The sequence below is a fragment of the Alcaligenes sp. Me129 genome (assembly GCF_050487245.1).
GTDB lineage: Bacteria > Pseudomonadota > Gammaproteobacteria > Burkholderiales > Burkholderiaceae_B > Alcaligenes > Alcaligenes phenolicus.
In genome coordinates this window covers 1-23,980 of record NZ_JBKQGX010000011.1, presented here as the reverse complement: position 1 = coordinate 23,980, position 23,980 = coordinate 1, and the positions used below count along the sequence as shown (strand labels likewise).

Here is a 23,980-nt window from a genome sequence, read left to right as displayed (position 1 = left end):
TTCATGCCTTGAACCCACCTGCTTCTGTGCGACTGCGTGGCACCACCACGACGCGACGCACATGAATGCCGGGCGTCACAATGGTTTCGGGGTCCAGTTGACCCAGTTCCGCCAGCTCAAACACGCTGGCAATGGTGGTACGAGCTGCGGTCGCCATGACCGGACCAAAGTTGCGCGCCGCCATGCGGTAGGTCAAATTCCCCCAACGGTCCCCCCGCTCGGCCTTGATCAGGGCGACATCTCCATGAATGGGCTCTTCATAGACATGCCAGCGACCATTGATCAAACGTGTTTCCTTGCCCTTGGCCAGTTCTGTGCCATAGCCTGTCGGGCAGAAAAAGCCACCGATACCCGCACCGGCGGCGCGCAATCGTTCGGCCAGATTGCCTTGAGGCACCAACTCCAGCTCGATCTTGCCGCTGCGATACAAGTCATCAAATACCCAGGAATCAGCCTGACGGGGGAAGCTGCAAATAATTTTGCGTACCCGGCCTGTTTTAAGCAAAGCCGCCAGCCCCACATCGCCATTACCCGCATTGTTGTTGACGATAGTCAGGTCGCGAGCACCTTGCTCGATCAGACCGTCGATCAACTCTGTGGGTATGCCAGCCGTTCCAAAACCACCGACCAGAATCGTGGCGCCGTCCTGCACATCATGCAAAGCCTGTGCAACACTGCTTACCTGTTTATCGATCACTCCGTTCTCCGTATAAAGCACTGACGCTACGGATGGGCTTCGCCCTTACGTCAGGCACAGCAAAAACAAGTCAGCCCAGGACCTGGTTTGACTTGGCAAACACAGGCCCTGGACTGAAGCAAGACTTAGGCAGCCAGACGTGGACGATTCACGATCTGGTTGTCCTTGCCATCGACCAAGGGGGTCAAGGAAATATCAAACACGATCTCTGCAAAAGGACCATCCAGGTTTTCGGCAGCGATGCGGGCAGGATCCGTGTGCTCGGTCAGCGGTGGCACCAGACCATCGCGAGTGGCGTAGGCGAAGTCGTCATACACCAGCGGGTCGCCGTCGATATTGATCTGCGTGGTCAGCTTGCGGTGGCCAGGAGCCGTCACAAAGAAGTGAATGTGCGCAGGACGGTTACCGTGGCGGCCCAGCTCGTTCAGCAGGCCTTGGGTAGGACCATCCGGAGGACAGCCGTAGCCCTTGGGCACAATGCTCTGGAACTTGTAGCGACCGTTTTCATCGGTAATGATGGTGCGGCGCATATTGAAGGGCTGTTGCTCGCCGGTGGGGTCAAAGTGCGAGTAAAAGCCTTTAGTATTGGCATGCCAGACTTCAACCTGAGCACCCGCAATAGGCTTGCCGTCCGCACCAGCCACGACGCCGTGCATGATCAGGGTTTCGCCAGCGGTATCGGAACCGTCATCCAGGCGAACAAAACCTTGCGCCACAGGAGCGCCCGACACGTACAAAGGACCTTCAATGGTGCGTGGCGTACCGTTGTCCAGACCCAGTTCCTTGTCCATGGCGTCCATGCGCATGTCCAGGAAACGGTCAAAGCCCAGACCGGGAGAAAGCAAACCGGCTTCGCTGGCCGTACCCAGACGGTTCAGGTAAGCCACGGCTGCCCAGTACTCGTCGTTGGTGATTTCCAGATCTTCAATGGTCTTGAACAGATCGCTGATGATGCGGTACATGATCTGCTTGACGCGTGGATTGCCACCGGGCTGATCCAGGCCTGAGGCCAAACGCAGGAAGTCTTGTACATCGGGGGTGTCAAAAATTTTAACGCTCATTCTGTGTCTCCTAATATCCTGAAAAAAGTGTTCCAAGCAAAGCCGCTACGACTGGCTTCTTATTGCGCCTAGGCAGCCGAGCCAACACTGACTTGTGTCCTGTCGCGGCGGAAATACTGGACACGATCCTCGTCCAGTACGATACCCAAACCCGGCCCTTGAGGTATCTGTAATTCAAAATTGCTGTAATTCAGTGGCTCTGCCAGGATTTCCTCGGTCAAGAGCAAGGGCCCGAACAGTTCCGTGCCCCACTGCAATTGGTTCACTGTGGCAAACACATGGGCTGCGGCAATCGTGCCGATCGCGCCTTCCAGCATGGTGCCACCATACAATTCAATACCAGCGGCTTCGGCAATCGCTGCTACTTGCAAACCTGCACGCAACCCCCCGGACTGTTCAATCTTGATCGCGAACACGTCGGCGGCACCATCACGAGCCAGTGCAAAGGCGGAGGCCGGGCCGGTCAGGGATTCATCGGCCATCAAGGCAATCGGGAAGCGACCTTTCAGATCGGCCAGAGCATCAGCACGACGCACTGGCTGCTCCACCAGCGAGCACCCGGCATCGACCAGGCCAGCCATACCATACTGAGCCTGCAAGGGGCTCCAGGCCATGTTCACATCTACGCGAACATCGGCGCGATCACCCATCGCTTTCTTGATAGCCGCTACATGCGCCACATCGTCCTTTACCGGGCGGCGACCAATCTTGAGTTTGAAAATACGGTGACGAGCCTGCGCCAGCATGCGCTCGGCTTCATCAATATCCTTGGCGGTGTCACCCGAGGCCAGTGTCCAGGCAACAGGCAGGCTGTCGCGCATGCGGCCACCCAGCAGGTGCGAAACCGGCAGACCGGTGCGCTTGCCCAGGGCATCAAACAGCGCGGTTTCTACCGCACTCTTGGCAAAACGGTTATCCTGAATCGCCGTGTTCAAGCGAGCCATCAAAGCCGGCACGGCGCTGGCATTGGCGCCCAGCAGCAAGGGAGTGAAGTAGGTGTCGATGGCCAGCTTCATACCTTCGGGCGACTCGGCACCGTAGGCCAGACCACCAATGGTCGTGCCCTCGCCTACACCCACCGTACCGTCCGAACAGTACAAGCGCACCAGCATCAAAGTCTGGCCTTGCATGGTCGTCATCGCCAATTGATGAGGACGGATCGTAGGCAGATCCAGCAGCAAAGTCTCCACCCTTTCGATCAGGGCTGGAGCTGCTAATAGTTGAGAAGATCGCGTGTGTTCCATGCCTTGATTGAACACGAAGCAGGCCCGTTATTTCCAAGACTAAATAGGTCTAGTTCTATACCTTTAGAGTATAGTTTCTGATATAAATATTAAAAATCAAGAAACTAAACACCATCAATTCAGCCTAGGTATGGTTTTCCCTTATGGATCTACGTCAGCTCAAATATTTTGTGGCCGTTGCCGAAACCCGCAACTTCACTCGGGCTTCGGAGCGCCTGCACATGGCCCAGCCCCCGCTTAGCCGACAGATCCAATTGCTGGAAGAGGAGCTGGGCGTCACACTGCTGCTGCGCAATAACCGCCCCTTGCGGCTGACCGAAGCCGGACGGGTATTTTATGAGCAGGCCTTGCAGATCTTGAGCCGGGTCGATCAACTGGTGCATACGACACGGCAAATCGGACTGCACCAACGACAAACCCTGTCGATAGGCTTTGTGGCTTCTACCCTGTACGGCGGCCTGCCCGCTTTGATGCGAAAGCTGCGCCATCAATATCCGGAAGTGGATATGCAAACGGTGGAGCTCACCTCCATGCAGCAGCTGGAAGCCTTGAAATCGGGACGGATTGATGTGGGGTTCGGACGGATACGACTGAATGATGCGTCGGTGCAAAGAACGGTGTTGCGGGAAGAACAACTGGCCCTGGCCATTCCCCCCAGCTCGGATCTGGCCAATTCAGACAAGCCATTGAGCCTGAAAAAAGTGCAAGGCCAAAAGCTGATTGTGTATCCCAAAGAACCCAGACCCAGCTTCGCAGACCACGTTCTGCACCTGCTGCACGATCACAGCGTGCGCCCGGCCGAAGTTTATGAGGCCGGGGAAATTCAAGCGGCCTTGGGATTGGTGGCTGCCGATTCTGGCTTGTGCTTGATCCCAACCTCGGCTCGTCTGCGCAACGATCTGCACTACCGCTTGATCGAAGAACCGCAGGCGACTTCACCGATTATCTTGACGCACAGGATGAACGATCAGGCTTGGTATATCGAGGCGATCAAGGGGTTGGTCGCTGAAATGTAAGGTCTGACTGTCGTCACTAACAACCCCCTTCCCTTTTGGGCCCGGATTGACTCACTTCTGAAGCCACTCTAATATCATTAACACGTTAACTAAAATTAGAGACAAGCATGCAACAGGTGACGATTCAGCAGGCTGGAAAAGACCCGATCAGCGCGACCTTATGGCCAGCTCCTGATGCCAAAGCGTCCATCATCATTCACCCCGCCACCGGCGTCCCACAGGATTTCTATCGTCCTTTTGCAGAACATCTGAACAGCCTGGGATTCATTGTTCTGAGCTACGACTACCGGGGTATAGGCCGATCTCGTCAGAAGGATATACGCCAATGCGATGTTTCCATGTCCGAGTGGATGCTGGAGGATGCGGTTTACGTCACAGACTGGGTCGCCCATCGTTTTAACGGCTTGCCCATGTTGGCTGTTGGTCATAGCGTTGGCGGCCATGCGATTGCTATCTCCCCCGCGACTCGCTCCGTGAAAGCTGCCGTGATGATTGCGTCACATGCGGGGGTTACCGCTTTAATTGAAAAGCCCATGGAGCGCTTTCGGGTGGGGCTGATCATGCGGGTACTTACTCCCGTACTGTGCGGCCTTTACGGCTATATGCCGACCCGGCGTTTGGGCTTTGGCGAGGACCTTCCACGTGGCGTCATGCAGCAATGGAGCCGCTGGACGCAAAAGCCCCATTATTTTTATGACGATCCACAGCTGGATGCCAAACAACGCGCTAGCCAGGTCGATATTCCCTTGCTGGTTCTGGGTTTTGATGATGACCCCTGGGCCAATCCGCGAGCTATTTCCAGGCTGTTGGAACCACTAGGCAAGGCCCGTATAGAAAGGCATCAACTGGAGCACAAGCAGCTGGGTTTGGCGCATATTGGTCACATGGGCTTCTTTCGTAAACGCAACGCCGAGGCACTTTGGCCTATAGTGGTCGACTGGCTGATCGCACAAAGCGAATCCGGCCCAGCATCGAATTCCTGACGTCTAACCGATATCTATCCAGCCATCGCCACAATGAGCCAGAAATCACAGCCACGTTTTGTCTTTTTGTTGAACCATGCCCACAAGGCTTTGCAGCGCTGGATTCAGAAGCAGCCCTCGGCATGGACAGATATCAGCGCGGCCCAAGTTGGCATGCTGTTCCTGATTCGCTCTCAAGGCTCGGTCACGGTAGGAGAAGCGGCCAGCGCCTTGCAAGTGGCTCCGGCTGCGATTACCGGACTGTCCAAACGCATGCAGGCAGCAGGCCTGATTCAACGCCTGACGGACGATGTAGATACGCGCAAGATTTGCCTGACGCTGACTCCGACTGGTGAGGAAGCCAGCATCAAGGCCAAATCAACCTTGCAGGACTTGAATCAGCAACTATCCGACGGCTTTACGGAGGATGAACTGAAGGTGGTGGCACGCTGGTTAAGCCAGGTGGTGAATCTAGACCTGCCCACAGACAAGAATGTTGATCAAAAAGACGAACTGCCTGCTTGATCGCATTTACTTGAATGTAAAGAGTGTCCGTTTTTCGTAAGCCAGGGACGTGAATGCGGTTTTATCCGCTCGCTATGTGAAGCAGTCTTCAAGCAGAGTCGCCCCCTGACTCAGAGCCACTTAGCCGTCAAAAGTGGCCCGCGCTGTTGTGTTACACACAGGAGCTAGCGCGGCCCACCGCAGCTTGATGGCTGCTTAAGCCTCGAACTCCTCAAAACGTGCCGCCGCATTCATCACCGCCATCACGCTGGCCGTAATGATATTCGCGTGCTTGCCCACACCAAATTTCGAGCCAGGCACACCGGGCATGACCGCTTCCACAATCGCCATCGCGCAAGCGTCCGCTCCTGAACCCAGGCTGCGTTCCTCGTAACTATCGATGCGCAAAGGCAGGTTCAAGGCCGCCACCGTCGCCGCAATCGGCCCATTGCCCGTTCCGGTATAGGTTTCAGTCTCGCCATTGGCATTGACGCATTGCAGCTCTATGCCCTGCTGCCCTTGTGCCTCATCGAACAGGCGATGTGCTCGGTAGCTGTTGTTCCCCTGGCGCTGATTGGCTTGCAGATAGGTGGTCTCAAACAGTTCCCAAATCTGCTGGCTGTTCAGCTCCGTTTCGCTGGAATCGGCAATCTGCTGAACAATGGCACTGAACTCCACCTGCATGCGGCGCGGCATCACAATGCCGTAGTCGCGTTGCAGCAGAAAAGCGATGCCTCCTTTGCCGGACTGGCTGTTGACACGCACGATGCTGTCGTAGGTGCGGCCCAAATCCTTGGGGTCGACTGGCAGATAAGGTACACGCCAGGGGGCATCTTCTTTCTGCACCGCAAAGCCCTTGGCAATCGCATCCTGATGGGAACCGGAAAAGGCGGTAAAGACCAGATCGCCCACATACGGGTGACGTGGGTGAATGGGCAAGGACGTGGCCACTTCCGCGATACGCGCTACTGCCGAGATGTCAGAGAAATCCAGATTCGGAGAGATACCCTGGGTATACAGATTCAGGGCCAAGGTCACCACATCCAGATTGCCACTGCGCTCGCCATTGCCAAACAGACACCCCTCGACACGCTGTGCGCCGGCCAGCATGGCTTGTTCAGCGCAAGCAACGCCCGTTCCGCGATCATTATGCGGGTGTACCGACAGAACGATATGTTCGCGCCTATTCAAATGGCGATCCATCCATTCAATCTGATCAGCAAAGACGTTCGCTGTCGTCACTTCCACCGTGGTGGGCAGATTGATAATCATGGGCCGCGCTGGACCCGCGTCCCAGGCATCAATAGCCGCATTGCAGACAGCCAGCGACACCTCCAGCTCTGCCATGCAGAACGTTTCAGGTGAGTATTGCAGCACCCACTCCGTTTCCGGGTGCTTGGCCGTCAGGCGCTTGAACACCTCCACATGGTGACGCACCATCTCGATGATTTGCGGCACCTCCATCTTGAAGACGATTTCCCGGAAAGCAGGAGCAATCGCATTGTAGAAATGCACAATCACACGACGCGCACCCGCCACGCTGCGTACCGTGGTTTCGATCAAATCCTCACGCAGTTGGGTGATGACCATAGGCGTGACGTCGTTCGGGATCATGCCCTCGTCAATCAGTTGCCGGACGATATCAAAATCGGTTTGCGAGGCAGACGGAAAACCCACCTCGATTTCCTTGAAGCCAATACGGACTAGCTCCTGAAACAGACGCAATTTACGGTCGCGATTCATGGGTTCAAACAGGGCCTGGTTGCCGTCGCGCAAATCGGTAGACAGCCACACGGGCGCTTGGCTCAGGGTGCGCTGCGGCCACTGGCGATCGGGCAAATTGACGACAGGAAAGGGACGGTATTTGTGGGAAGGATCAGTCAGCATGGGAACCTCGAATATAGGGAATGACATGCCTGGCTTCCCTACTCCAAGGAGCTGGCTACAGTCGGGGTCTGGGGAAACCAGGATAGGACCATTCGCACACACAGGCGTACGGACCCCGACCGGATGTCAGGGCTAGTAGGCCTAGCGATAGCAAGTGCAAATGAGTCACGACAGGTTCAATCCCAAAGTGCTTGATGAAGACGATAAAAGCACTTTAGACTGCAAGACACTTGGCCTTCTATCAAAAAATAGTCATTTGTTTTATTTTTTTGGACATTTCTGAATATGGGCTACGCATCCCCTGAACGCGGTGGGCGAGCACTGGACTTGTCTCACTCCGATACCTCGCCCTTGCTGGTCAGCGGGGTAATCGAGCATTACCCTGCCGGCCATGAAGTGCCCCGCCATCGCCACCACCGGGGGCATCTTTTGTATGCCACGGAAGGGGTGCTGCTGGTACAGGCCGACACCGGCCAGTGGCTGGTGCCCCCGACCACCGCCGTCTGGTTGCGACCCGGCGTGCCGCATCAGCTCAATGCCACCACCGCCGTGAATGTGCATGGTTTATTTATTGATGAAATTCTGGCCGCACAATTACCGGACCACGATTGCGTGATCCATGTCACACCACTGGTGCGTGAATTGATTGCAGCACTGGTGCGGGTGATTCCGCAAGAGAACCCACCGTTACGAGACGCCTTACTGGGACAGCTATTGATAGAAGATTTGCGCGTGCTGCATCCCCTGCCTTTTCATTTGCCCTGGCCGCAAGAGGAATTGATGCGACGGATTTGCGAAGACCTGGTGCGCTCGCCAGCCCAGCAAAAAACGATGGATGAGGTGGCGCAGCAATACGCCTTGACGCCGAAAACCTTGCATCGGCGCTTTCTGAAAAGCACGGGGATGAATCTGGGGAAATGGCGGCAACAGATGCGCTTGATGGCCTCGATCCAGTTTCTGCTGCAAGGCAGGTCCATCACGCAGGCGGCGCTGGAAAGTGGCTATGAAAGTTTGAGCGCTTATTCAGTAGCCTTTAAAAAGACCTTTGCTTATCCGCCTTCGGAGTTTTTGGCGACTTTGAGCCAGTACCCTGATAGGGAGCATGATGCGGGCATGGTCTGAAGCCAATCTCGACGACAAGGATGTCTGGCAGATTGGAGTAACTACTTAGTCTGCCAGCCTGCTTTCTGGCTGATTCCATGCGCTATACGGATATTCATGCGGCCATCTCAGGCCTGTCTACAAGACCCATCGCCCTCTTGAGTTCCTCACAACACCAGCTATTCAGCAGCAACAAAAGTACGACGCGAGCAGGCCAGGACCGCGATCGCAGCCCAGCGTCATCAACTCTTGCAGACTTCCTGCCGCAGTTGCTCTGCCGAGAGCTTGATCATCTTGCCGTTCTCTACCAAGACCACCGAGGTATTGGTTTGCATGGCCACAAAACGTGCCGACTGCGCTGCACGCTCCAAGGCGGCCAGCGAAGCCCGCAAGTCCGGGTTTTTTGCTTTGGAAATATCTTCTTTATTCATCTTTCTCTCCCCACTCCAACAGGACTGGCACACTGCCTGCGTTATCGTACAAAACCCAATCATCCACGGTATCCCGATAATGATGCAGGAAGTTCTTCATGCCAGCCGCAAAGCGGCGACGAATGACGGGCTCAGGGATGTTATGGCCACCCTGACGTACCCGTTCTGCCACTCGCGCGATCGCCATATCCGCATCGGGCAGACTTAAAAAATACAAGCTGACGCGATAGCCCTGCGCCTGCCATTTTTCAATATGGCGCACATAGCCTTGGCCAGACAAGGTCGTTTCCAGCGCGAAGCTCTCGCCCAGGCGAACTGCTTCTTTCAATTCGTCCAGCATCAAACGCCCCGCTTTGATGGCCGCGCTCTCTGGCGCAAAAGGCGACAAACCTGCAGCAATCAGATCTGCATTGATAAAGCGCAGCACCTCCGCTTCGGCCGGGAGGAAAGAGCGCGCAAACGTCGTCTTGCCTGCCCCGTTCGGGCCAGCAATGATCAGAATCTTTTTGCTCTTGCCCGTGTCAGCGTTGTTGCCAGACATAAATACACCTAAACAATGTCCACATTGAACAGATTTGTATCATACATTGGCGAAAAGGCCAGCCAAGCACCTTGCTTTGGCCGCCACGCATCCGTTGGCCAAGGCGAGTTTTCAGGCGATAAAAAGGCTCCTTGAGCACAAGGAACCTTTTCAAGGAGCAGGCGGGAATGACCCGTTACCAGGCCATAGCGAGTGATCTATTGACGCTTTTTCAGCGGGCAGGTGCTCAGGCCCAGCATGGGGTACAGCGGGCAAAAACCGACCAGCCCCGTGATCAGAGGAATCAGGCCCAGCCAGCCCCACCAGCCGATGACGTTCGTGACTGCCAGCGCAATCAGCACCACACCCGCAACGATACGAGCAATACGATCCAAACCACCTACATTGCTTTTCATGGCGAATCCTTTTAACAAAGAAGCAAGGGAAAACGGGTCGGGCGATGGCCTGCAGGCGATGCGCCCCGCCCCTGATGCCATCAGGCTCAGGGACAGAAAATATCTTTCAAGGTGCCAATCAAGGTGGCGACATTCGGGTCCTCAATGCGGTAATACAGGGTTTGCGCCTCGCGCCGGTAGCTGACCAAACCTTCCTGGCGCATGCGCGCCAAATGCTGCGACAGGGCCGAGGGGCTTAGCGCCACCATCTCGTTCAGTGCTCCCACACTCATCTCGCCTTGCTGAATCAAGAGACACAGAATCACCAGGCGTTTGGGATTGCCCACCGCCTGCAACAAAGCGGCCGCTTGATCAGCGCTCTCTTGCAACAGCTCGATGTCGGATTTGCTTTGGATCATGGTTTATCCAGCTTTTCTTGCGCATTAATTTAGATAAATCTTAATTTAGCATATACTGAATTAATGCAGTCAACAATTTCAGTATTCCTTTGCTTTTGTTAATACGACAGGAGTCATGCATGAGTGAAACTAGCTACAAGCAACTGACCCAAGGCATTTCCAGCAATCTGGCGCAGCTACGTCAGACCCAAGCCGACGTGATGAAAGGGTTTGGAGATCTGGGCAAGGCCGCCATGACAGGCGGCGCCCTCGATGCCAAAACCAAAGAATTGATAGCCTTGGCAATTGGCGTAGCCACCCATTGCGAGGGCTGCATAGGCTTTCATAGCAAGGCCTTGGCGCAGATGGGAGCCAGTCTGGAAGAAGTACATGAAGCCTTGGGGGTTGCGATCTATATGGGCGGTGGTCCATCCGTGATGTACGCGGCCAATGCCGTTGCCGCATTCAATGAATTCAAGTCTTGAACCGAAACAAGGAGAATTGTGATGCCTAAACCCGCTGCTTTTGTATCGACGCTGTTCCATGCCCAGGGCAATCCCGACAAAGTAACCGTGGCCCTGACCATGGCTGTCAATGCGGTTCAGAAGGGACATAGCGCCTGCCTGATTCTGATGGCTGAAGGAGTCGCGCTGGGTGTACCCGGTGCCGCCGACCCCATCAGTATTGGCGCCCCCTTTGAACCGGCAGCAGAGCTGTTGAAGAAATATCTGGAGCAAGGTGGACGCGTGGCCGTGTGCAAGTCCTGCATGCTGCATAACGGCCTGAGCGCCGAGCAGATGGACCCACGCTTTGAAATCATTTCCGCGCCGGATGTGATCGACCTGCTGATGGGCGCAACAGGCTCTTTGCAGATTTCCTGATACGCTGCTTCCTCAGATGCAAAACAGGCCAAACCATTTTTGTGTTTTGGCCTGCTTTTTCAATACAAAATACTGGCATTCAATTCAGCAAGTCTGCCTTGGCCCCTCTGCTTCTGGCTCTGTATTAGCCAGAGAAACGTACACAATCTCCGGGTCGCCTTCATCCAGATTTTCAATCACGCCGCTACGTCGAAAGCCCAATTTCTGAAACATGCCATGCATGGCCTGATTGGATTGGTTGGTAGAAGAAAACAGCTTTTCTGTCTGACTAATCTGCCGGAAATATCGCAGCAAAGCCGAGCCAATGCCCTGCCCCCGACCAGACTCCCCCACCATCAGCATCTCGACAAAGCCGTGGCCAAAGAAGTGGTAATTCAAGACGCCATAGCCCAACAAGATGCCTTCTCGCTCAGCCACATAACACTGCGATTTCTGAATGCAGCCCTGAATCTGCAAGGCACGCTCAGGCTCCTGCGACGCTACCGTGTCAAGGGCCAGCAAGCCTTCATAATCTGCCTGAATGGCGGATCGGATCTGTATAGAAGTTTGTTCTTTTACGGCTGCCATAGGATGAAAACCCGCTCCTTGTGTTTGATGCTTTCCTGCATTGAAAGGCCATCAAGAACACTCAAGCGCACATCATACCGATAGAGCCGCCCCCTTGAGCATTCAAGGGGAGCAAGCAAGCTGTCTATGGCCTATCTTCAAGCCGAATGCGCCAACAAAGCCTCCAGCAAAAAGAAGCTGGCGCAGGCCGATTCCACCAGTTCAGACTGCCCCGGCGCAACTTTGTAAAGATGTCCCACAAAACGCCCTGTTTCACTTAACTCAGGGGTCAGCAAGGCATCCAGATACAAGCGCGATTGCTCGTGCAGCCATTGTTGTTCCGGCAGAATCTGCCACAGCTCATACATAGCCAAAGAAGCAATCGCCCAGGCTGAACGGTCGACCGGACTTAGTGGGGACTCCTGCGTCAAAAAGCCATGCGCAAACTTCCCCCAACGCTCGTGCCAATATCGGCAGGCATTCAGGGCTGCTTGAGCATAGGACTTTCTGTCATACAAGCGCGTTGCGGTTGCCATTCCCAACATGGCCCAGGCCTGCCCTCGTTGCCAGGTTTCAGCGCCCTGCTCGGCCAACACATCGTTCCCGCGTAGCAAGACCGTATCGCGCCAGGCTCCGCTGCGTTTTTGCAGATAACGCAGGCAGGCATCCACATGCCACTGCCCAAACTGACGCGCCACCGGCCCACCCTGCGCATCCAGCACTAAAAGCGTAGGAGCCAGAGCATCCACATTCAACATGTGATTACCCGCCTCCCCGCCCCCCATCCCGGAACCCAAGGGCCAGAAGCCACTGGAGGCATCAAAGCTGTTCAGCAGAGCTTGTGCAGCCTGATCGACATGGGCTTCGGCCTCTCTATCCCCATGCCAGATGCTGCCCAGGCCGGAGCCATACCAGAACACAAAGCTTCGATTGATGCTGGGCTCTTCCAGCCAGACTTGCAGCTTCTGACTCCAGTTCAGCGCCTGCTCCTTATCCTGCTCCTGACCGCTGATCAAGGCGCGTCGCCACCACAAGCCCGCCCAGAAGCCCCCTAACCAGGAGCCACGTCGCGACAAGGTCCATTGCTCGGACGAGGACTGTCTGAACAAGGGAAACTGCTCCCCACATTGCTCTGCAACCTGGTCCATATTCGCAAAAATGGACTCGATGCTGGCTGATCCCAATACCTCTACAGACATTCCATCATTCCCCTTTCGCCATGCGACGAACCTGGTACAAAATCAGGCACAACAAGCTAGCGCACACCAGAATGCCCATCAGGAAAGGCCAGGCAGCAGCAAAGCCTTCGGGCGAGCGCAGCAGCACACCAAACAGTGGCGGACCAAAGGCAAAGCCACCAAAAAACCCGACGGACAACAGCCCTGCGGTACGAGCCGGCGACCCAAAACGGGCATCCCGCAGCAACATGCTCATGGCAATGGCATTGGTGGCAACCAGGGTCAAGCCAATGGCCAACACCCCGGCTCCCAGGGGCCAGAGTCTGTCCGGCGCGGCCATCATCATCAGCAACAAGGCCACAATCGGGATGACAAACAGGATGCCCAGCAACAAGGTTTCATCCCCAAAGCGGGCAGCGATAGGCGTCAAGAGCACTCGGGACACAATCCCCATTACCCCAAAGCCACTGACCAGCATCCCTATCCAGTACGGCGACACGCCCAGTTGCTGCGCAAATACGCCCAGAAAAGTGATGAAGGACGACAGCACCAGACCCGCGCACAGCTGAATGGCCATTAACAGCCAAAGTTGTTGGCTGGGCCAGGGCAAGCGCCAGGACATGCTGCCGGCTGCGGTGCTGGCTCTGGCTGGCAAAAGCTGCAGGGCAAAGTAGGACAGGCACAGCATGGCTGGTACCCACACCACAAACGCCCCCCGCCACCCCAATTTGTAGGCCAGGGTGGGCAGGACCAGACCGGCCAGCAAGGCCGAAGCCTGCACGCCGGACTGCTTGATACCAACCAGCCCCGCCTTGCGCTCTGCCGGTACCAACTGGGCAATGGCCTGATTGGTCACCGGGTTGGCCAAGGACTGCGCCAGGCCGCACAAGAGCAAGGCCGTCAGCACACCCCAGAAACCCGGCAACACCGCAATCAGGCTAAAGGACATGGCCACCAGCAGGAACAGCAAAAACAAACCGTGCCGATTGCCCATGCGCTGCACCAAGGCCCCCGCCCACGGCGAGAGCAAGGCCGCCAGCCCAAAGGTGCTGGTGGTCAACCACCCCAGTTGCTCGCGCGAAATGCCCAAGTCCTGAATGATTTGCGGACCCAGCACGCCGATGGCGTAAAACACCATCATGGGCATGCCCATCGCCAGAGTCATCAAACTGGCCAGCACCCAGGATGAACGACTTGCCCGTGTCGATAGCATCATGCGACTGCCTTGTTCATATCTGCCATCTCTTGTGTGGCGTAGTGGGCTTGCAGCAAGTGCTTGCCAACGGTACTGATCAAGGCGTCGTCCGCCCCATCCAGAATATGCGTGGTACGCGCTGCCCGATAGATGCCGGACAAGGGGCTCCAATCGGCCAGGCCTTCGGCCCCCATAATCTGGATGGCGGAATCTGCTGCCGCGCTGACCGCATCCGACGACGCCAGCTTGGCCACATTCACCTCCACCGCATTGGGCAAACCCGCGTCGAACTTGACAGCCGCTTCACGCAGCAAGCAACGGGCCGAGGTAATGGCCCGGTACACCTGATAGACCCGCGCCCGAACCAGTTGCTTGTCCGCCAGACGGGCCAGTTCTCCGCGCTCCGAATGAATGCGTTCGCACATGATTTCAAAGCTGCGTTGCGCCAAGCCCAGCCATTGCACGGATCGCACAATACGCCCCAAGGCCAGACGCTTTTGCATCAGGGCAATGCCCTGTCCGGCGCTACCCAGAACATGGTCCTCCGGCACGGTCACATTGTTGAACAGCAGCTCGTTCTGCCCTTGATAACGCCCCAGCAAAGGCAAGGGACGCACGACTTTAAATCCCGCCGCATCCGTGGGCACGATCACCATGGACAAGGACTCATTCACGGGGCCGTCCGCGCTGCGCGCCACCACGGTCGCGAAACTGGCCTGTTGCGCCCGACAAATAAACCACTTGCGGCCATTCACATGCCATTGCCCGTCTTTCAGGCGAGCCTGACATTGCATGGTGGCCGGAATCGAACCAATGCTGTCCGGCTCGGACATGGCATAGCTGGACACTGCATCCCCCTTGAGCAAGGGCGTCAGAAAGCGCTGTTTGACGCTGGCCGAGCCATGATGGCTCAACATATACGCATCCAGCGTGGCATCTGCCCCGAAAATGCCAGGGCCATATTCGGAGCGTCCTTCCTGTTCGGCCACAGGCAGGTACTCAACCAAACTGGCGATCCGACCACCACGATGCATGGGGTAGAAGCTGCCGAACAAACCCGCCTGTTGAGCACGACGTGTCAGGTCCAGAGTCAGCTCGCGGGCCAGATTATCCCCCTGGGCCAGAATGCCCTCGTTGGGGATGATCTCGGTATCCACAAACTGCCGCAGCTTGCGGCTCAAGGCTGCGCTGGAAATGGCAAGGTGGTTCATGCTGCTATCCCCGCTGCAGTCTTGGCCCCAGAGCCCAATGCAGCAGCATCAGCGGCCAAGGCGCGCTTGTCGATCTTGCCTGCAGGCGTCAGCGGCAGGCTGCGGTAAAAGCGCAGATACTCCGGCAGCTTGTTCACTTCCAGACCCTGCTCACGCAAGAAGTCGGTAATCTCTTTCAGGGAGAAACGTGGCACGCCTTCACGCACCGTCACGCACAAGCAAATACGCTGGCCCAGATCCGCGTCGGGAACCGGCACGCAAGCCACAGTGACTACATCCGGGTGAGCCATGACCAGGCCTTCAATTTGCACCGGGCTGATGTTCGCGCCACCACGAATAATGATGTCTTTCTTGCGACCTGCCAGCACCAACTGCCCTTGGGCATTGATATAGCCCAGATCGCCCGTTTTCACCCAACCCTGTTCGTCCCGATACTGGGCATCCAGCTCCGGAGCGTTCACATATTGCATGGGGCTCAAGGGACCACGAGCGGTAATTTCGCCTACCTCGCCTTGCGGCACTTCGGCACCCTCGTCATCAATCAGGCGGATCTCGCACACTTGCGGATTAGGGGTCCCCACACTGCTCAAGACCACGTCGATGGGATCGTCCAGCGTGTTGTGGCAGTTCACCCCATCGGCCGAGCCGTACAGGCTGATAAAGCCGCACCCAAACGCTTCCACGCAACGGCGTACCGTAGCTTCGTCAATGACTGAACCGCCCACAATCAAGCCGCGCAAGCTGGCTTTATCGGCCTTCTCCAGCTCAGGCGCTGCCGCAATACGCTGGAACATGGTGGGCACGCCCAAAATAAAGCTGGGTTTGAAGGCATTGATGGCGGCAATCGCGCTAGGCACATCAAACTTGGGCAAGACCACCAAAGAACCCCCCAACCAGCACAGCACACCGAAGGTGGCCGTAGAGCCAAATGAAGAACCCAGCGGCACCAGATACATGCCCCGGAACTCCACATCATTAGGGGAAATGCGTTGCAGGAATCGGCCCCGCCCACCCACCAGCGCATTATGCGAATAGGCCACCAGCTTGGGCTCGGACTCGGTGCCCGAAGACACCAGCAAACGCACTGGCGAATTGGGAGACACCACCGGCAATTCGGACAAGGCCAGGGGTTCGCCCTCGAACAGGGAATCCAAAGTCATCCAGCCCGGACGCGATGGGCCTTGCACAATCAGGACACGCAAGGACAACAGCGTAGGTCGCAAGGACTCGATCACTTCACACAAATCAATGCCTGCATATTCATGCGGCACAATCACCGCCCGTGCATCGCAACGACGCACCAGCGACTGAATATCCAGCTTGCCCCGTCCGGGTGGGAAAGGCGCAACAATCGCCCCCAAAGCAGCGGCGGCCAGGTCAATGGCGCAGCACACCCAATGGTTGCTGAGCTGATACGCCACCACGTCTCCCGCCATAATCCCTGCCCGACGCAAGCTGCCTGCCAGACGCAGAGCCGCGTCCATCAAGGCGCTATAACTGATATTGCCTTCGGGCGAGAGCACCGCCAGTTTGTCCGGATGAGCCTGAGCTTTTTCCGCAAACAGCGTAAAGACCGGCTTGTTCGGGTAGGTACCGTCCTCTATCCAGCGTTGGCGCAATGACGCAGGGACCAGATCGATGATGCCAGCGTGATTCATAAAAACCTCCAGGGAGAATTAACAGACGAATAGCCCTTGTCATGGAAATGAGACGTCAGACGTGGATCAGCACGCAGTTGCGCCAGATTGCTATGGACGCGGCGGGCCGGTATGCCCAGCACATCCAGTTGCGTTTCCAGGCTACGGGCAGACTGGGACAGAAGACGATCCGGCAAGACCGTCCAGACAGCATCGGGCGACACATTCAGCCACCCGGCCAGGGCATGCAGATGCGTTTGATCCTGGCAGTCGATGACGATGAAGCCCTCGCCCGTCTGGAACACCGCCGACACGCCAGTTTTACTGATGGGAGAAACGGCCTGGGCCAGATGATCGGCCGTGGCTAACAAGGAGCTGTCTACCCGCAAGCCCGACCCGCTCAGGCCCCGGCGCAGCAAGGCGGCACTGATACCCAGCGCGGCCATCACCCCGCCCAGCACATCCAGCACCGTAAACAACGACCCGCCCCGTGCATCCGAGGTTTGAGATATGGTGTGAGCAATGCCCGACCAGGCTTGCACCGTGAAGTCCGTCCCCGGCGCATCCACTTGCTCCTGGCCCCAACCGCCCGCATAGGCGTAGACCAGATCCGGGCGCACCGCGTGCAAGTCCTGGGCATCCAGTTGCAGCTCGGCCGCCTTGCCCGGCGCCCAGTTATGCAGAAATACATCAGACTGGCTCACCAATTCGTAAATGGCCTGGCGGCCTTGAGCCGATTTGATGTCCACTTCCTGCACCATCTTGAATTGATTAAGCGCATCAAAGCGCACCGAGCAGCCATCCACGCACGGTGGCATGGCACGCAAGGGATCACCACCGGGCGGTTCCAGACGAATCACTTCGGCCCCCAGCAGCGCCAGCAAGTGACCGGCAATAGGCCCTTGAATCCGACGGCAGGACTCCACCACCCGCAAACCACGCAGGGGCAAATCGGCCTTGGACGGCAAGGTGCTCAATGAGCCGGGCGCGGCATGACTCTGATGCTGCCACAGACCGGCCAAGGCCGCGTAATCACTATCGCTCTGGCGTTGAGCCGGTGTACGTACCGGCAAGATGGCCATGCCGGTCTGCAAGGCCAGTTCCTGCAAACGGGCAAAGTTCAGGGCTTGCAGACTGCTTAAACATGCCGCTGGCATAGGGCACACCGCCTTGGCATAGCGCAGCAAAAACGCTTTCCAGGCCTGACCGGCCAGATCGGCCGGTACGCCCACTGCTTCCCAAAAGGCGCGCCAGGGTCGCGGGTCCAAGGTTTCCAGTTCAAAGACCACGCCGTCTTGCGAAACAAAGGGGGGCCGTAAGCCGAGATCGTAACTACCCGCCAATAACTGTTCGGGATCTTGAGCCGCCGTTGCCCCGGCCAGATACTGCCCGATACTGAGCAGGCCGCAGCCCAAGGGCGAAACCGACACCGTAGAGAAACGCCCGCCGCGCAATTGGCCCAAGGCCGCCGCCAAGGTCGCTTGCAGGGTCATGGCTGAACTGAGCACGGCCAGATAATCCAGGCCCAGCGTGCCCGAAAGCCCACTGGAGCGTCCATGCACGGACAAGATACCGCTGGCAGCCTGCATGCTCAGCTCGCTGATCGCGGCTTGCGTCATGCCGCCCGCCTCGGTTTCCAGATGCGTGCTAATCGTTCCAAAATCAGGCGAATACAGGCTGAATGCTGCTTCGTCTTGATGGCCTGCGGATTGTCCTTGTTCAGATAAACCCAGCAATCGAGCCTGACGGCTCAAGGCAGCAGGCAAGCCCGGCCAATACGGGGGCTGTGAGCCCATCTGCCAACGTAATCCGCAGCCATGTAGTAATTCAGACATAGTTCCAAACCAGAGTGATGCGCACGCCAAGTGCTGATTGCAGAAACCAGCACTTGCACCATGAAAATCCAGACCAGATGGTCTTAGCCCCCTGCTACGGCAGGCAGTACGGTCAGGCTGTCGCCAGCGCGGGTGGCGGTTTTCAGACCATCGCTGAAACGGATGTCCTCTTCGTTCACGTAAATGTTCACGAAACGGTGCAGGTCTTCGCCGCTCATCAGGCGCGCCTTGATGCCGGGAAACTGGCCTTCAAGATGCTCGATCACTTCGCCTACCGAAGCGCCCTGGGCCTGGACTTTCTTCTCGCCGTTCGTCAGTGGACGCAGCAAGGTCGGGATAGAGACTGAAATGGACATGTTTAAAACTCCTTTGAAATAGTGGTTTCCAACAGCCGGGACGCACGCCCCCTTGGGGGAGCGACGCTGCTCCCTAGACAATCACGATGGTTTCTTCGGTCACACCGCCGTCGATAATCCGGAAGGATCGAACCGGCACGGTGGCCTGATCCCAGGTGGACACGATCAAGTAATGCAGTTCGGGATGGCCCGCAAAATCAATGTCATCCTTGCTCGGGAAAGCCTGGCTGGCGGTATGAGAGTGATAGATCACGCAGCACTCCTGATCGTCCTCATCCAGACGGCGGTAGACCTGAAATTGCTCGCGCGAATCGAACTGATAAAACACCTCCGAGGCCGCCCGGTTTTGCATGGGCAGCACGCGTTCGGCCACCAGCGAGCCCTCCTGGGCGGCAATCAGTCCGCATGCCTCAATGGGGTGATCCTGCTTGGCATGATTCAGAACTTGCTCCAGAGCAGAACGACGAATCTGCAAGGCCATGATGTGCTTCCTCCCGAACTTAGTAAGACGCCAATTCGGGAGCGACCTGCTCCACCCAAGCCAGCACGCCGCCTTCCAGATTGCGCACCTTGGGGGCCTTCAACTTGATCAGCTCTTCGCACACGGTCCTGGAACGCGCACCGGAGCGGCACGAAATCACCAGATCCGCATTCGGACCAAAGGCAGCCAGAATCTCGGCGGCGACGGTGGGCGATTTGGGCATCAGAATCGCGCCAGGAATATTCACGATTTCCCATTCATTGGGATCGCGCACGTCCACCAGGACAGGGGCCTGCTCTTGGTCCAGCCGTTCTTTCAGCTCCAGCACAGTCATGACAGGCACGGGGATGGCCATGGCATCAGCCGGTGGATTCAGGCCGCAGAAGGTTTGGTAATCGCCCAGCTCGGTCACGGGCTTGCGATTGGGCAGGCGGCGGATGGGCAGTTCGCGGTAGCACATATCCAGTGCGTCATAAGCGATCAGGCGGCCGATCAAAGGATCGCCAATGCCGGTAATCAGCTTGATGGCTTCGGTGGACATGATGGAGGCAATCGAGGCGCACAAGACACCAAACACACCGCCCTGCGCGCAAGACGGAGCCAGCTCGGGCGGTGGGGGCTCGGGGTACAGGTCGCGGTAGTTCAAACCTATGCCACCGGGCGCGTTTTCCCAGAACACCGCGACCTGGCCTTCAAAGCGGAAGATCGAACCCCAGACATAGGGTTTATCGGCCAGCATGCACGCATCATTGACCAGATAGCGGGTCGCAAAGTTGTCGGTGCCATCCAGAATCAGGTCGTAGCGCGAGAACAGCTCGACCGCCATGTCAGGTTCCAACCTGTCGGTATACGTTTCTACCTTGATATGGGGGTTGAGCTTGTGAATCGCACGCTTGGCGCTTTCCACTTTCAGCTCGTCAATGCTATCTACGGTGTGAATGATCTGGCGCTGCAGATTGGACTCATCCACCCGGTCAAAGTCGATGATGCCCAGTGTGCCCACCCCGGCTGCGGCCAAGTACAGCAAGGTGGGCGAACCCAGCCCCCCTGCCCCGATAACCAGCACTTTGGCATTTTTGATGCGGCGCTGGCCTTCCATGCCCACATTGGGAATCAAGAGGTGACGGCTATAACGGTTAACCTCTTCGCGGCTTAAAGGCTCACCGGGCTCAACTAATGGGGGCAAGGTCATAATGACTCCTAGTTAAATACATATGAATACGAACAAGACTTATTCTCAAATATGACTGAAAATGACACAATAGCCTTTGGGTTCTAATTTCTATGCGAAACGGAGCAAAAACGATGAACGCCAGCGCAACCTGCACACGCTGGCGTTTTCAGACCCTGACTTACTGGCTACGCAGCAAAACTTCGGTGCTGGCACCGACGCTGTGGCGAACGCGCCAAGCCAGTACAAAGGCGAACAGAACACCCAAGGTGAGCACGCCCAGCATGACAACCTGACCGAAACGGTCCAGCACGATGCCGGCGACAATGGGAACGGCCATACGGGCCAAGGTGAAGATGGTCGACTGCAAACCGTAGTCCGATGCATTGCGCTGTCTACGGGTAAAGAACATGGTCAGCCCAAAAAGCAATGCCGACACAGCCCCCATGCTGGCCGCAATCAACAGGGCGCTGCTGATCAGCCACACCGGCCCCAGCTTGGCCCAGACGGAAACCATCAACAGAATCAGAGACAGCAAGGCCGCCAGCAGATAAATCGGAATGGCACGCGCGGCACCCAGAAATGACGCCAAACGTCCGCCAATCAGGCTGAACACGGCACCGGTAATGCCACCGGCAATCCCGACCGTCCAGGCCACCTCTTCCAAAGGCATGCCCTGGTCCAGCATCAAGGGTTTCAAGTAGAACCAGACAGCGCCAATAAAGGGGAAGCTGGTCAGTAGCAGGCTGGTCCACTGCCGGGCCCCTTCCTGCCCGAAGAAGCTGACCCAATCGGCAACAAAACCGGGCGGTGCCTGCTCAGTCTCAGCCGCTTGCAAACCGGCTTTGGAACGCAAAAAGACAAAGGGCAAACAACCAATCACCAGCCCCAGGCCCATCAAGGCAAACGGTGCCTGCCAACCCCAACGGGCCTGCACCAGCACCATCACCCCCGCCCCGACGATCGCGCCCAGAAATAAGGCGGCAGAACGAATACTGCCTGCACGCAACTGCTCGTCACGCGGCAGGTATTGCACCGCCAAGGCATTCAAGGGGATGTCCATCCAGGTCGCCACAATGCTGATGGCAAAGGTCAGGGCAAACAGCAGGGTCCGCTGATCAATCAGATTCTCGCGGCCTATGCCTACATACAAAGCCAACAACAAGACCGCCATCAACCACAGCCAATGCACAAAATGTCCGCCACCCAGGCGGACACGCTGCACCGGCATGGCCAGCACCAGCTTGAAAATGGCGGGCAAGGCCGCCAGCTGGAACAAGCCTATCTCGGTGCCGGACCAGCCATGCTGTCGCATCACCAGGGGCATACCCAGCATCAGGTAAATACTGGGGACGGCCAGCACCAGATTCATCCAGCCAAACAGCAACTGCGCCCCCCATGCTTTCCACGTCTTCATTCTCATCACCCTTTGCACGCCTTGCGCGCAATCAATGCAGTGACGGGCGCAACCGGAAAGCGCACCTCATCAAACTGCTGAACATCATCAAATCCGGCTTGTTCCAGCAACTGGGCCAACTGCCCTTCCGGCAGCACGTGGCGGCCTTGCATGCGCATATGCAGGTAGTAATGCAAAATCCGTTTGGCCTTGCTAACCTCGGTATGCACTTCGGCGTGACAGCACACCAGCACCCCGCCGGGGCGCAGCGCACGATACAGACGGGCCAGCAAAGCAGGAATATCCGGTACAAAATGCAGCACGGAAGAGCACCAGATCAGGTCATAATCCGCCCCGAAATCGTCCACCAGCAGATCACCGGCCAAGGTGCTGACACGCGCTTCCAGACCGGCACCAAGAATTTTTTGCTGGGCGACAGCCGCCGCCGCTTCGTACTCGAACACCACGGCATTCAAGTCCTGCTGCTGTTGCGCCAAGGCGATGGCTACCAGTCCTGGCCCACCGCCCAAATCCAGCAAACGTTGCGCCTGCCAGAACTCCGGCACGGCTCCAAAAATTTCACAGGCCACCTCGGCCGTCACCGCCGTTTGTTCCTGGGCAATTTGTGAACGTGCCGCCGCTGCCCAGCCTTGCTGAATCAATGCCGGATCCGCTGGAGGCGATTTGCCATTACGCAGCAGCTCATCGAGCTGATTGCCCACCTGACGCAAGACACCATGCCGAAACAACAAGGCATCGCCACAATATTGCGCCGAACCCGGATTCAGATAACGCGCCGTTTGCGGCAGGCTGCGATAGCGTCGCGGACAGGTCCACTGACACTCCAGCAGCTCCAGACTCCACAGCAACTCCAGCAGGTAGGCGGTGTTGTCGGCGTCCCACTTGAGCACAAGCGCAAGTTCCTCCGCAGCGATAAACTTATCCAGATGCGCAAACACGCCATACCCCAAAGCCAGGTTCAAGGCATCTGCACTTAAACCCGCCAATTGCGCGTCCCAACAGGCTTGCAGAGCATGCGACTCTAGCAATTGCTCCGACAAAACGACTTCTCCTAGCGATCGATCCAGCACTGTTTTTTACCTCCGTGAATTCCACAATGGCCCTTCCCTCTGCCATCACAGCTAGAAATGATATATATTTAATGAGAATTATTTGCATTAAGATCTATGCTGAACGGAGCAATTCATATGCGAGGCGCTTTTAGCAGGAGAAATGATGAACACGCGCAAATTTGGCTATCGCTTAACCACGGATGAACCCAGGTCATGCCGCGCTCTGAGCGATGGCCGAGTCCGGCTGCAACTACCCGAAGAACTGGGCCACTGCTATTCCGAATGCGTGGAACTGGAACAAGGGTTCTTGTTGGGCCGCTTGCACTATCACCCCAGCCGGTCGCTGGTTGAAGAGAGCAACGGCCCCCATGCGGGCCGTGTCATTGTGGTGACGGTGGGTCTGCAAGGACAGTCGGCCTATCAGGGTCGGGAGAGCTCAGATCTGCTGTTCAAGGCAGGCCATACCACGGTGACGGCTTTTCGATCCCTGCGGGGGGAACGCCACTATCAAGAGGACCAATCCGTATCGCAATTACGGCTGGTCATCAGCGAGGCGGCCTTGAACAAATACGTGGGCCCGGAACGCGCCACCCAGTTGATGGATTGCGTGGGACTGCACCGTCTGTCCTTTCATGCCAGCAGCCAGGCCACCATGGCCCATGCAGCGGCACTGGCACGCTATATGCAGCCGTGCACCCCGGAGCAGCCCATTCATCACCACAGGCTGAATCTGCAAATCCATGCACTCAGCTTGCTGGCCGAGCAGTTCAACCGCCTGGCCCCACCCGACGCCCCCAACAGCGC

General features: G+C 57.0%; 26 protein-coding genes. 7 read left to right on the top strand and 19 right to left on the bottom strand.

The window, feature by feature from the left end:
• Nucleotide 1 precedes the first annotated feature (1 nt).
• The 3 genes from ACLPGZ_RS12555 to ACLPGZ_RS12545 form a co-directional block, all read right to left on the bottom strand.
• Complete coding sequence (locus ACLPGZ_RS12555) at nt 2-697, bottom strand: 3-oxoacid CoA-transferase subunit A (RefSeq protein ID WP_009454565.1); 696 nt, start codon at nt 695-697, stop codon at nt 2-4.
• Between the two features lie 125 nt (nt 698-822).
• Complete coding sequence (catA, locus tag ACLPGZ_RS12550) at nt 823-1,758, bottom strand: catechol 1,2-dioxygenase (RefSeq protein ID WP_009454566.1); 936 nt, start codon at nt 1,756-1,758, stop codon at nt 823-825.
• 68 nt (nt 1,759-1,826) lie between these two features.
• Entirely contained in the window at nt 1,827-3,002 is a 1,176-nt protein-coding gene (locus tag ACLPGZ_RS12545) for a muconate/chloromuconate family cycloisomerase (protein ID WP_026482747.1), read from the bottom strand.
• A gap of 143 nt (nt 3,003-3,145) precedes the next feature.
• Here ACLPGZ_RS12545 and ACLPGZ_RS12540 point away from each other — a divergent pair, with 143 nt between their 5' ends.
• The 3 genes from ACLPGZ_RS12540 (at nt 3,146) to ACLPGZ_RS12530 (ending at nt 5,505) form a co-directional block, all read left to right on the top strand.
• Entirely contained in the window at nt 3,146-4,018 is an 873-nt protein-coding gene (locus ACLPGZ_RS12540; protein ID WP_060185892.1) for a LysR family transcriptional regulator, read from the top strand.
• A gap of 107 nt (nt 4,019-4,125) precedes the next feature.
• Nucleotides 4,126-5,001, top strand: coding sequence for an alpha/beta hydrolase family protein (locus ACLPGZ_RS12535; RefSeq protein WP_137430957.1), 876 nt, complete (start codon nt 4,126-4,128; stop codon nt 4,999-5,001).
• A gap of 33 nt (nt 5,002-5,034) precedes the next feature.
• Complete coding sequence (locus ACLPGZ_RS12530; RefSeq protein ID WP_239055536.1) at nt 5,035-5,505, top strand: MarR family winged helix-turn-helix transcriptional regulator; 471 nt, start codon at nt 5,035-5,037, stop codon at nt 5,503-5,505.
• A gap of 195 nt (nt 5,506-5,700) precedes the next feature.
• On the opposite strand, the gene leuA is transcribed toward ACLPGZ_RS12530, so the two are convergent.
• Nucleotides 5,701-7,371, bottom strand: a complete 1,671-nt coding sequence (gene leuA / locus ACLPGZ_RS12525; RefSeq protein ID WP_239055685.1) for a 2-isopropylmalate synthase — start codon at nt 7,369-7,371, stop codon at nt 5,701-5,703.
• A 285-nt stretch (nt 7,372-7,656) separates the two neighbouring features.
• Between leuA and ACLPGZ_RS12520 the strand changes: the two genes are divergently transcribed.
• Entirely contained in the window at nt 7,657-8,493 is an 837-nt protein-coding gene (locus ACLPGZ_RS12520; RefSeq protein WP_429641430.1) for an AraC family transcriptional regulator, read from the top strand.
• A 221-nt stretch (nt 8,494-8,714) separates the two neighbouring features.
• On the opposite strand, the gene ACLPGZ_RS12515 is transcribed toward ACLPGZ_RS12520, so the two are convergent.
• The 4 genes from ACLPGZ_RS12515 to ACLPGZ_RS12500 form a co-directional block, all read right to left on the bottom strand.
• Entirely contained in the window at nt 8,715-8,903 is a 189-nt protein-coding gene (locus ACLPGZ_RS12515; RefSeq protein WP_009454580.1) for a hypothetical protein, read from the bottom strand.
• Nucleotides 8,896-9,444 carry a zeta toxin family protein gene (locus tag ACLPGZ_RS12510; protein WP_009454582.1) on the bottom strand — a complete coding sequence of 183 codons (549 nt, stop codon included), beginning with the start codon at nt 9,442-9,444 and terminating at the stop codon, nt 8,896-8,898. Before ACLPGZ_RS12510 ends, ACLPGZ_RS12515 begins: the two co-directional genes overlap by 8 nt.
• A 197-nt stretch (nt 9,445-9,641) precedes the next feature.
• On the bottom strand, nt 9,642-9,839 hold the full coding sequence (locus ACLPGZ_RS12505) for a YgaP family membrane protein (RefSeq protein ID WP_239055534.1): 198 nt from the start codon (nt 9,837-9,839) through the stop codon (nt 9,642-9,644).
• A gap of 86 nt (nt 9,840-9,925) precedes the next feature.
• A complete protein-coding gene (locus ACLPGZ_RS12500; RefSeq protein ID WP_009454586.1) occupies nt 9,926-10,237 on the bottom strand; it encodes an ArsR/SmtB family transcription factor in 312 nt (103 codons plus the stop codon).
• Nucleotides 10,238-10,356: 119 nt separating this feature from the next.
• Between ACLPGZ_RS12500 and ACLPGZ_RS12495 the strand changes: the two genes are divergently transcribed.
• Both ACLPGZ_RS12495 and ACLPGZ_RS12490 read left to right on the top strand, forming a co-directional pair.
• Complete coding sequence (locus ACLPGZ_RS12495) at nt 10,357-10,701, top strand: carboxymuconolactone decarboxylase family protein (RefSeq protein ID WP_009454588.1); 345 nt, start codon at nt 10,357-10,359, stop codon at nt 10,699-10,701.
• 21 nt (nt 10,702-10,722) lie between these two features.
• The gene (locus ACLPGZ_RS12490) at nt 10,723-11,097 is read left to right on the top strand and encodes a DsrE family protein (RefSeq protein WP_009454590.1); all 375 of its coding nucleotides are present in this window, start codon (nt 10,723-10,725) and stop codon (nt 11,095-11,097) included.
• A gap of 84 nt (nt 11,098-11,181) precedes the next feature.
• Here ACLPGZ_RS12490 and ACLPGZ_RS12485 read toward each other — a convergent pair whose 3' ends face one another.
• The 11 genes from ACLPGZ_RS12485 to ACLPGZ_RS12435 form a co-directional block, all read right to left on the bottom strand.
• Entirely contained in the window at nt 11,182-11,664 is a 483-nt protein-coding gene (locus tag ACLPGZ_RS12485) for a GNAT family N-acetyltransferase (protein WP_239055533.1), read from the bottom strand.
• A gap of 137 nt (nt 11,665-11,801) precedes the next feature.
• Complete coding sequence (locus ACLPGZ_RS12480; protein ID WP_239055532.1) at nt 11,802-12,842, bottom strand: hypothetical protein; 1,041 nt, start codon at nt 12,840-12,842, stop codon at nt 11,802-11,804.
• A 4-nt stretch (nt 12,843-12,846) separates the two neighbouring features.
• Nucleotides 12,847-14,037, bottom strand: coding sequence for an MFS transporter (locus ACLPGZ_RS12475; protein WP_239055531.1), 1,191 nt, complete (start codon nt 14,035-14,037; stop codon nt 12,847-12,849).
• Nucleotides 14,034-15,227 (bottom strand): acyl-CoA dehydrogenase family protein, encoded by a 1,194-nt coding sequence (locus ACLPGZ_RS12470; RefSeq protein WP_239055530.1) that lies wholly within the window; start codon nt 15,225-15,227, stop codon nt 14,034-14,036. The genes ACLPGZ_RS12475 and ACLPGZ_RS12470 overlap by 4 nt, the downstream gene beginning before the upstream one ends.
• Complete coding sequence (locus tag ACLPGZ_RS12465; RefSeq protein WP_239055529.1) at nt 15,224-16,885, bottom strand: AMP-binding protein; 1,662 nt, start codon at nt 16,883-16,885, stop codon at nt 15,224-15,226. The genes ACLPGZ_RS12470 and ACLPGZ_RS12465 overlap by 4 nt, the downstream gene beginning before the upstream one ends.
• Entirely contained in the window at nt 16,882-18,699 is a 1,818-nt protein-coding gene (locus ACLPGZ_RS12460; RefSeq protein WP_239055528.1) for a CoA transferase, read from the bottom strand. The genes ACLPGZ_RS12465 and ACLPGZ_RS12460 overlap by 4 nt, the downstream gene beginning before the upstream one ends.
• Nucleotides 18,700-18,782: 83 nt before the next feature.
• A complete protein-coding gene (locus tag ACLPGZ_RS12455; protein ID WP_003801260.1) occupies nt 18,783-19,055 on the bottom strand; it encodes a MoaD/ThiS family protein in 273 nt (90 codons plus the stop codon).
• Nucleotides 19,056-19,128: 73 nt separating this feature from the next.
• The gene (locus ACLPGZ_RS12450) at nt 19,129-19,536 is read right to left on the bottom strand and encodes a M67 family metallopeptidase (RefSeq protein WP_003801262.1); all 408 of its coding nucleotides are present in this window, start codon (nt 19,534-19,536) and stop codon (nt 19,129-19,131) included.
• Between the two features lie 19 nt (nt 19,537-19,555).
• Nucleotides 19,556-20,728, bottom strand: a complete 1,173-nt coding sequence (gene moeB, locus ACLPGZ_RS12445; RefSeq protein WP_060185900.1) for a molybdopterin-synthase adenylyltransferase MoeB — start codon at nt 20,726-20,728, stop codon at nt 19,556-19,558.
• A gap of 160 nt (nt 20,729-20,888) precedes the next feature.
• Nucleotides 20,889-22,124 carry an MFS transporter gene (locus tag ACLPGZ_RS12440; protein WP_009454604.1) on the bottom strand — a complete coding sequence of 412 codons (1,236 nt, stop codon included), beginning with the start codon at nt 22,122-22,124 and terminating at the stop codon, nt 20,889-20,891.
• 5 nt (nt 22,125-22,129) lie between these two features.
• On the bottom strand, nt 22,130-23,164 hold the full coding sequence (locus ACLPGZ_RS12435; protein WP_060185902.1) for a class I SAM-dependent methyltransferase: 1,035 nt from the start codon (nt 23,162-23,164) through the stop codon (nt 22,130-22,132).
• Nucleotides 23,165-23,339: 175 nt separating this feature from the next.
• Between ACLPGZ_RS12435 and ACLPGZ_RS12430 the strand changes: the two genes are divergently transcribed.
• A partial coding sequence (locus ACLPGZ_RS12430; protein ID WP_429641425.1) for an AraC family transcriptional regulator occupies nt 23,340-23,980 on the top strand: 641 nt, incomplete at its 3' end.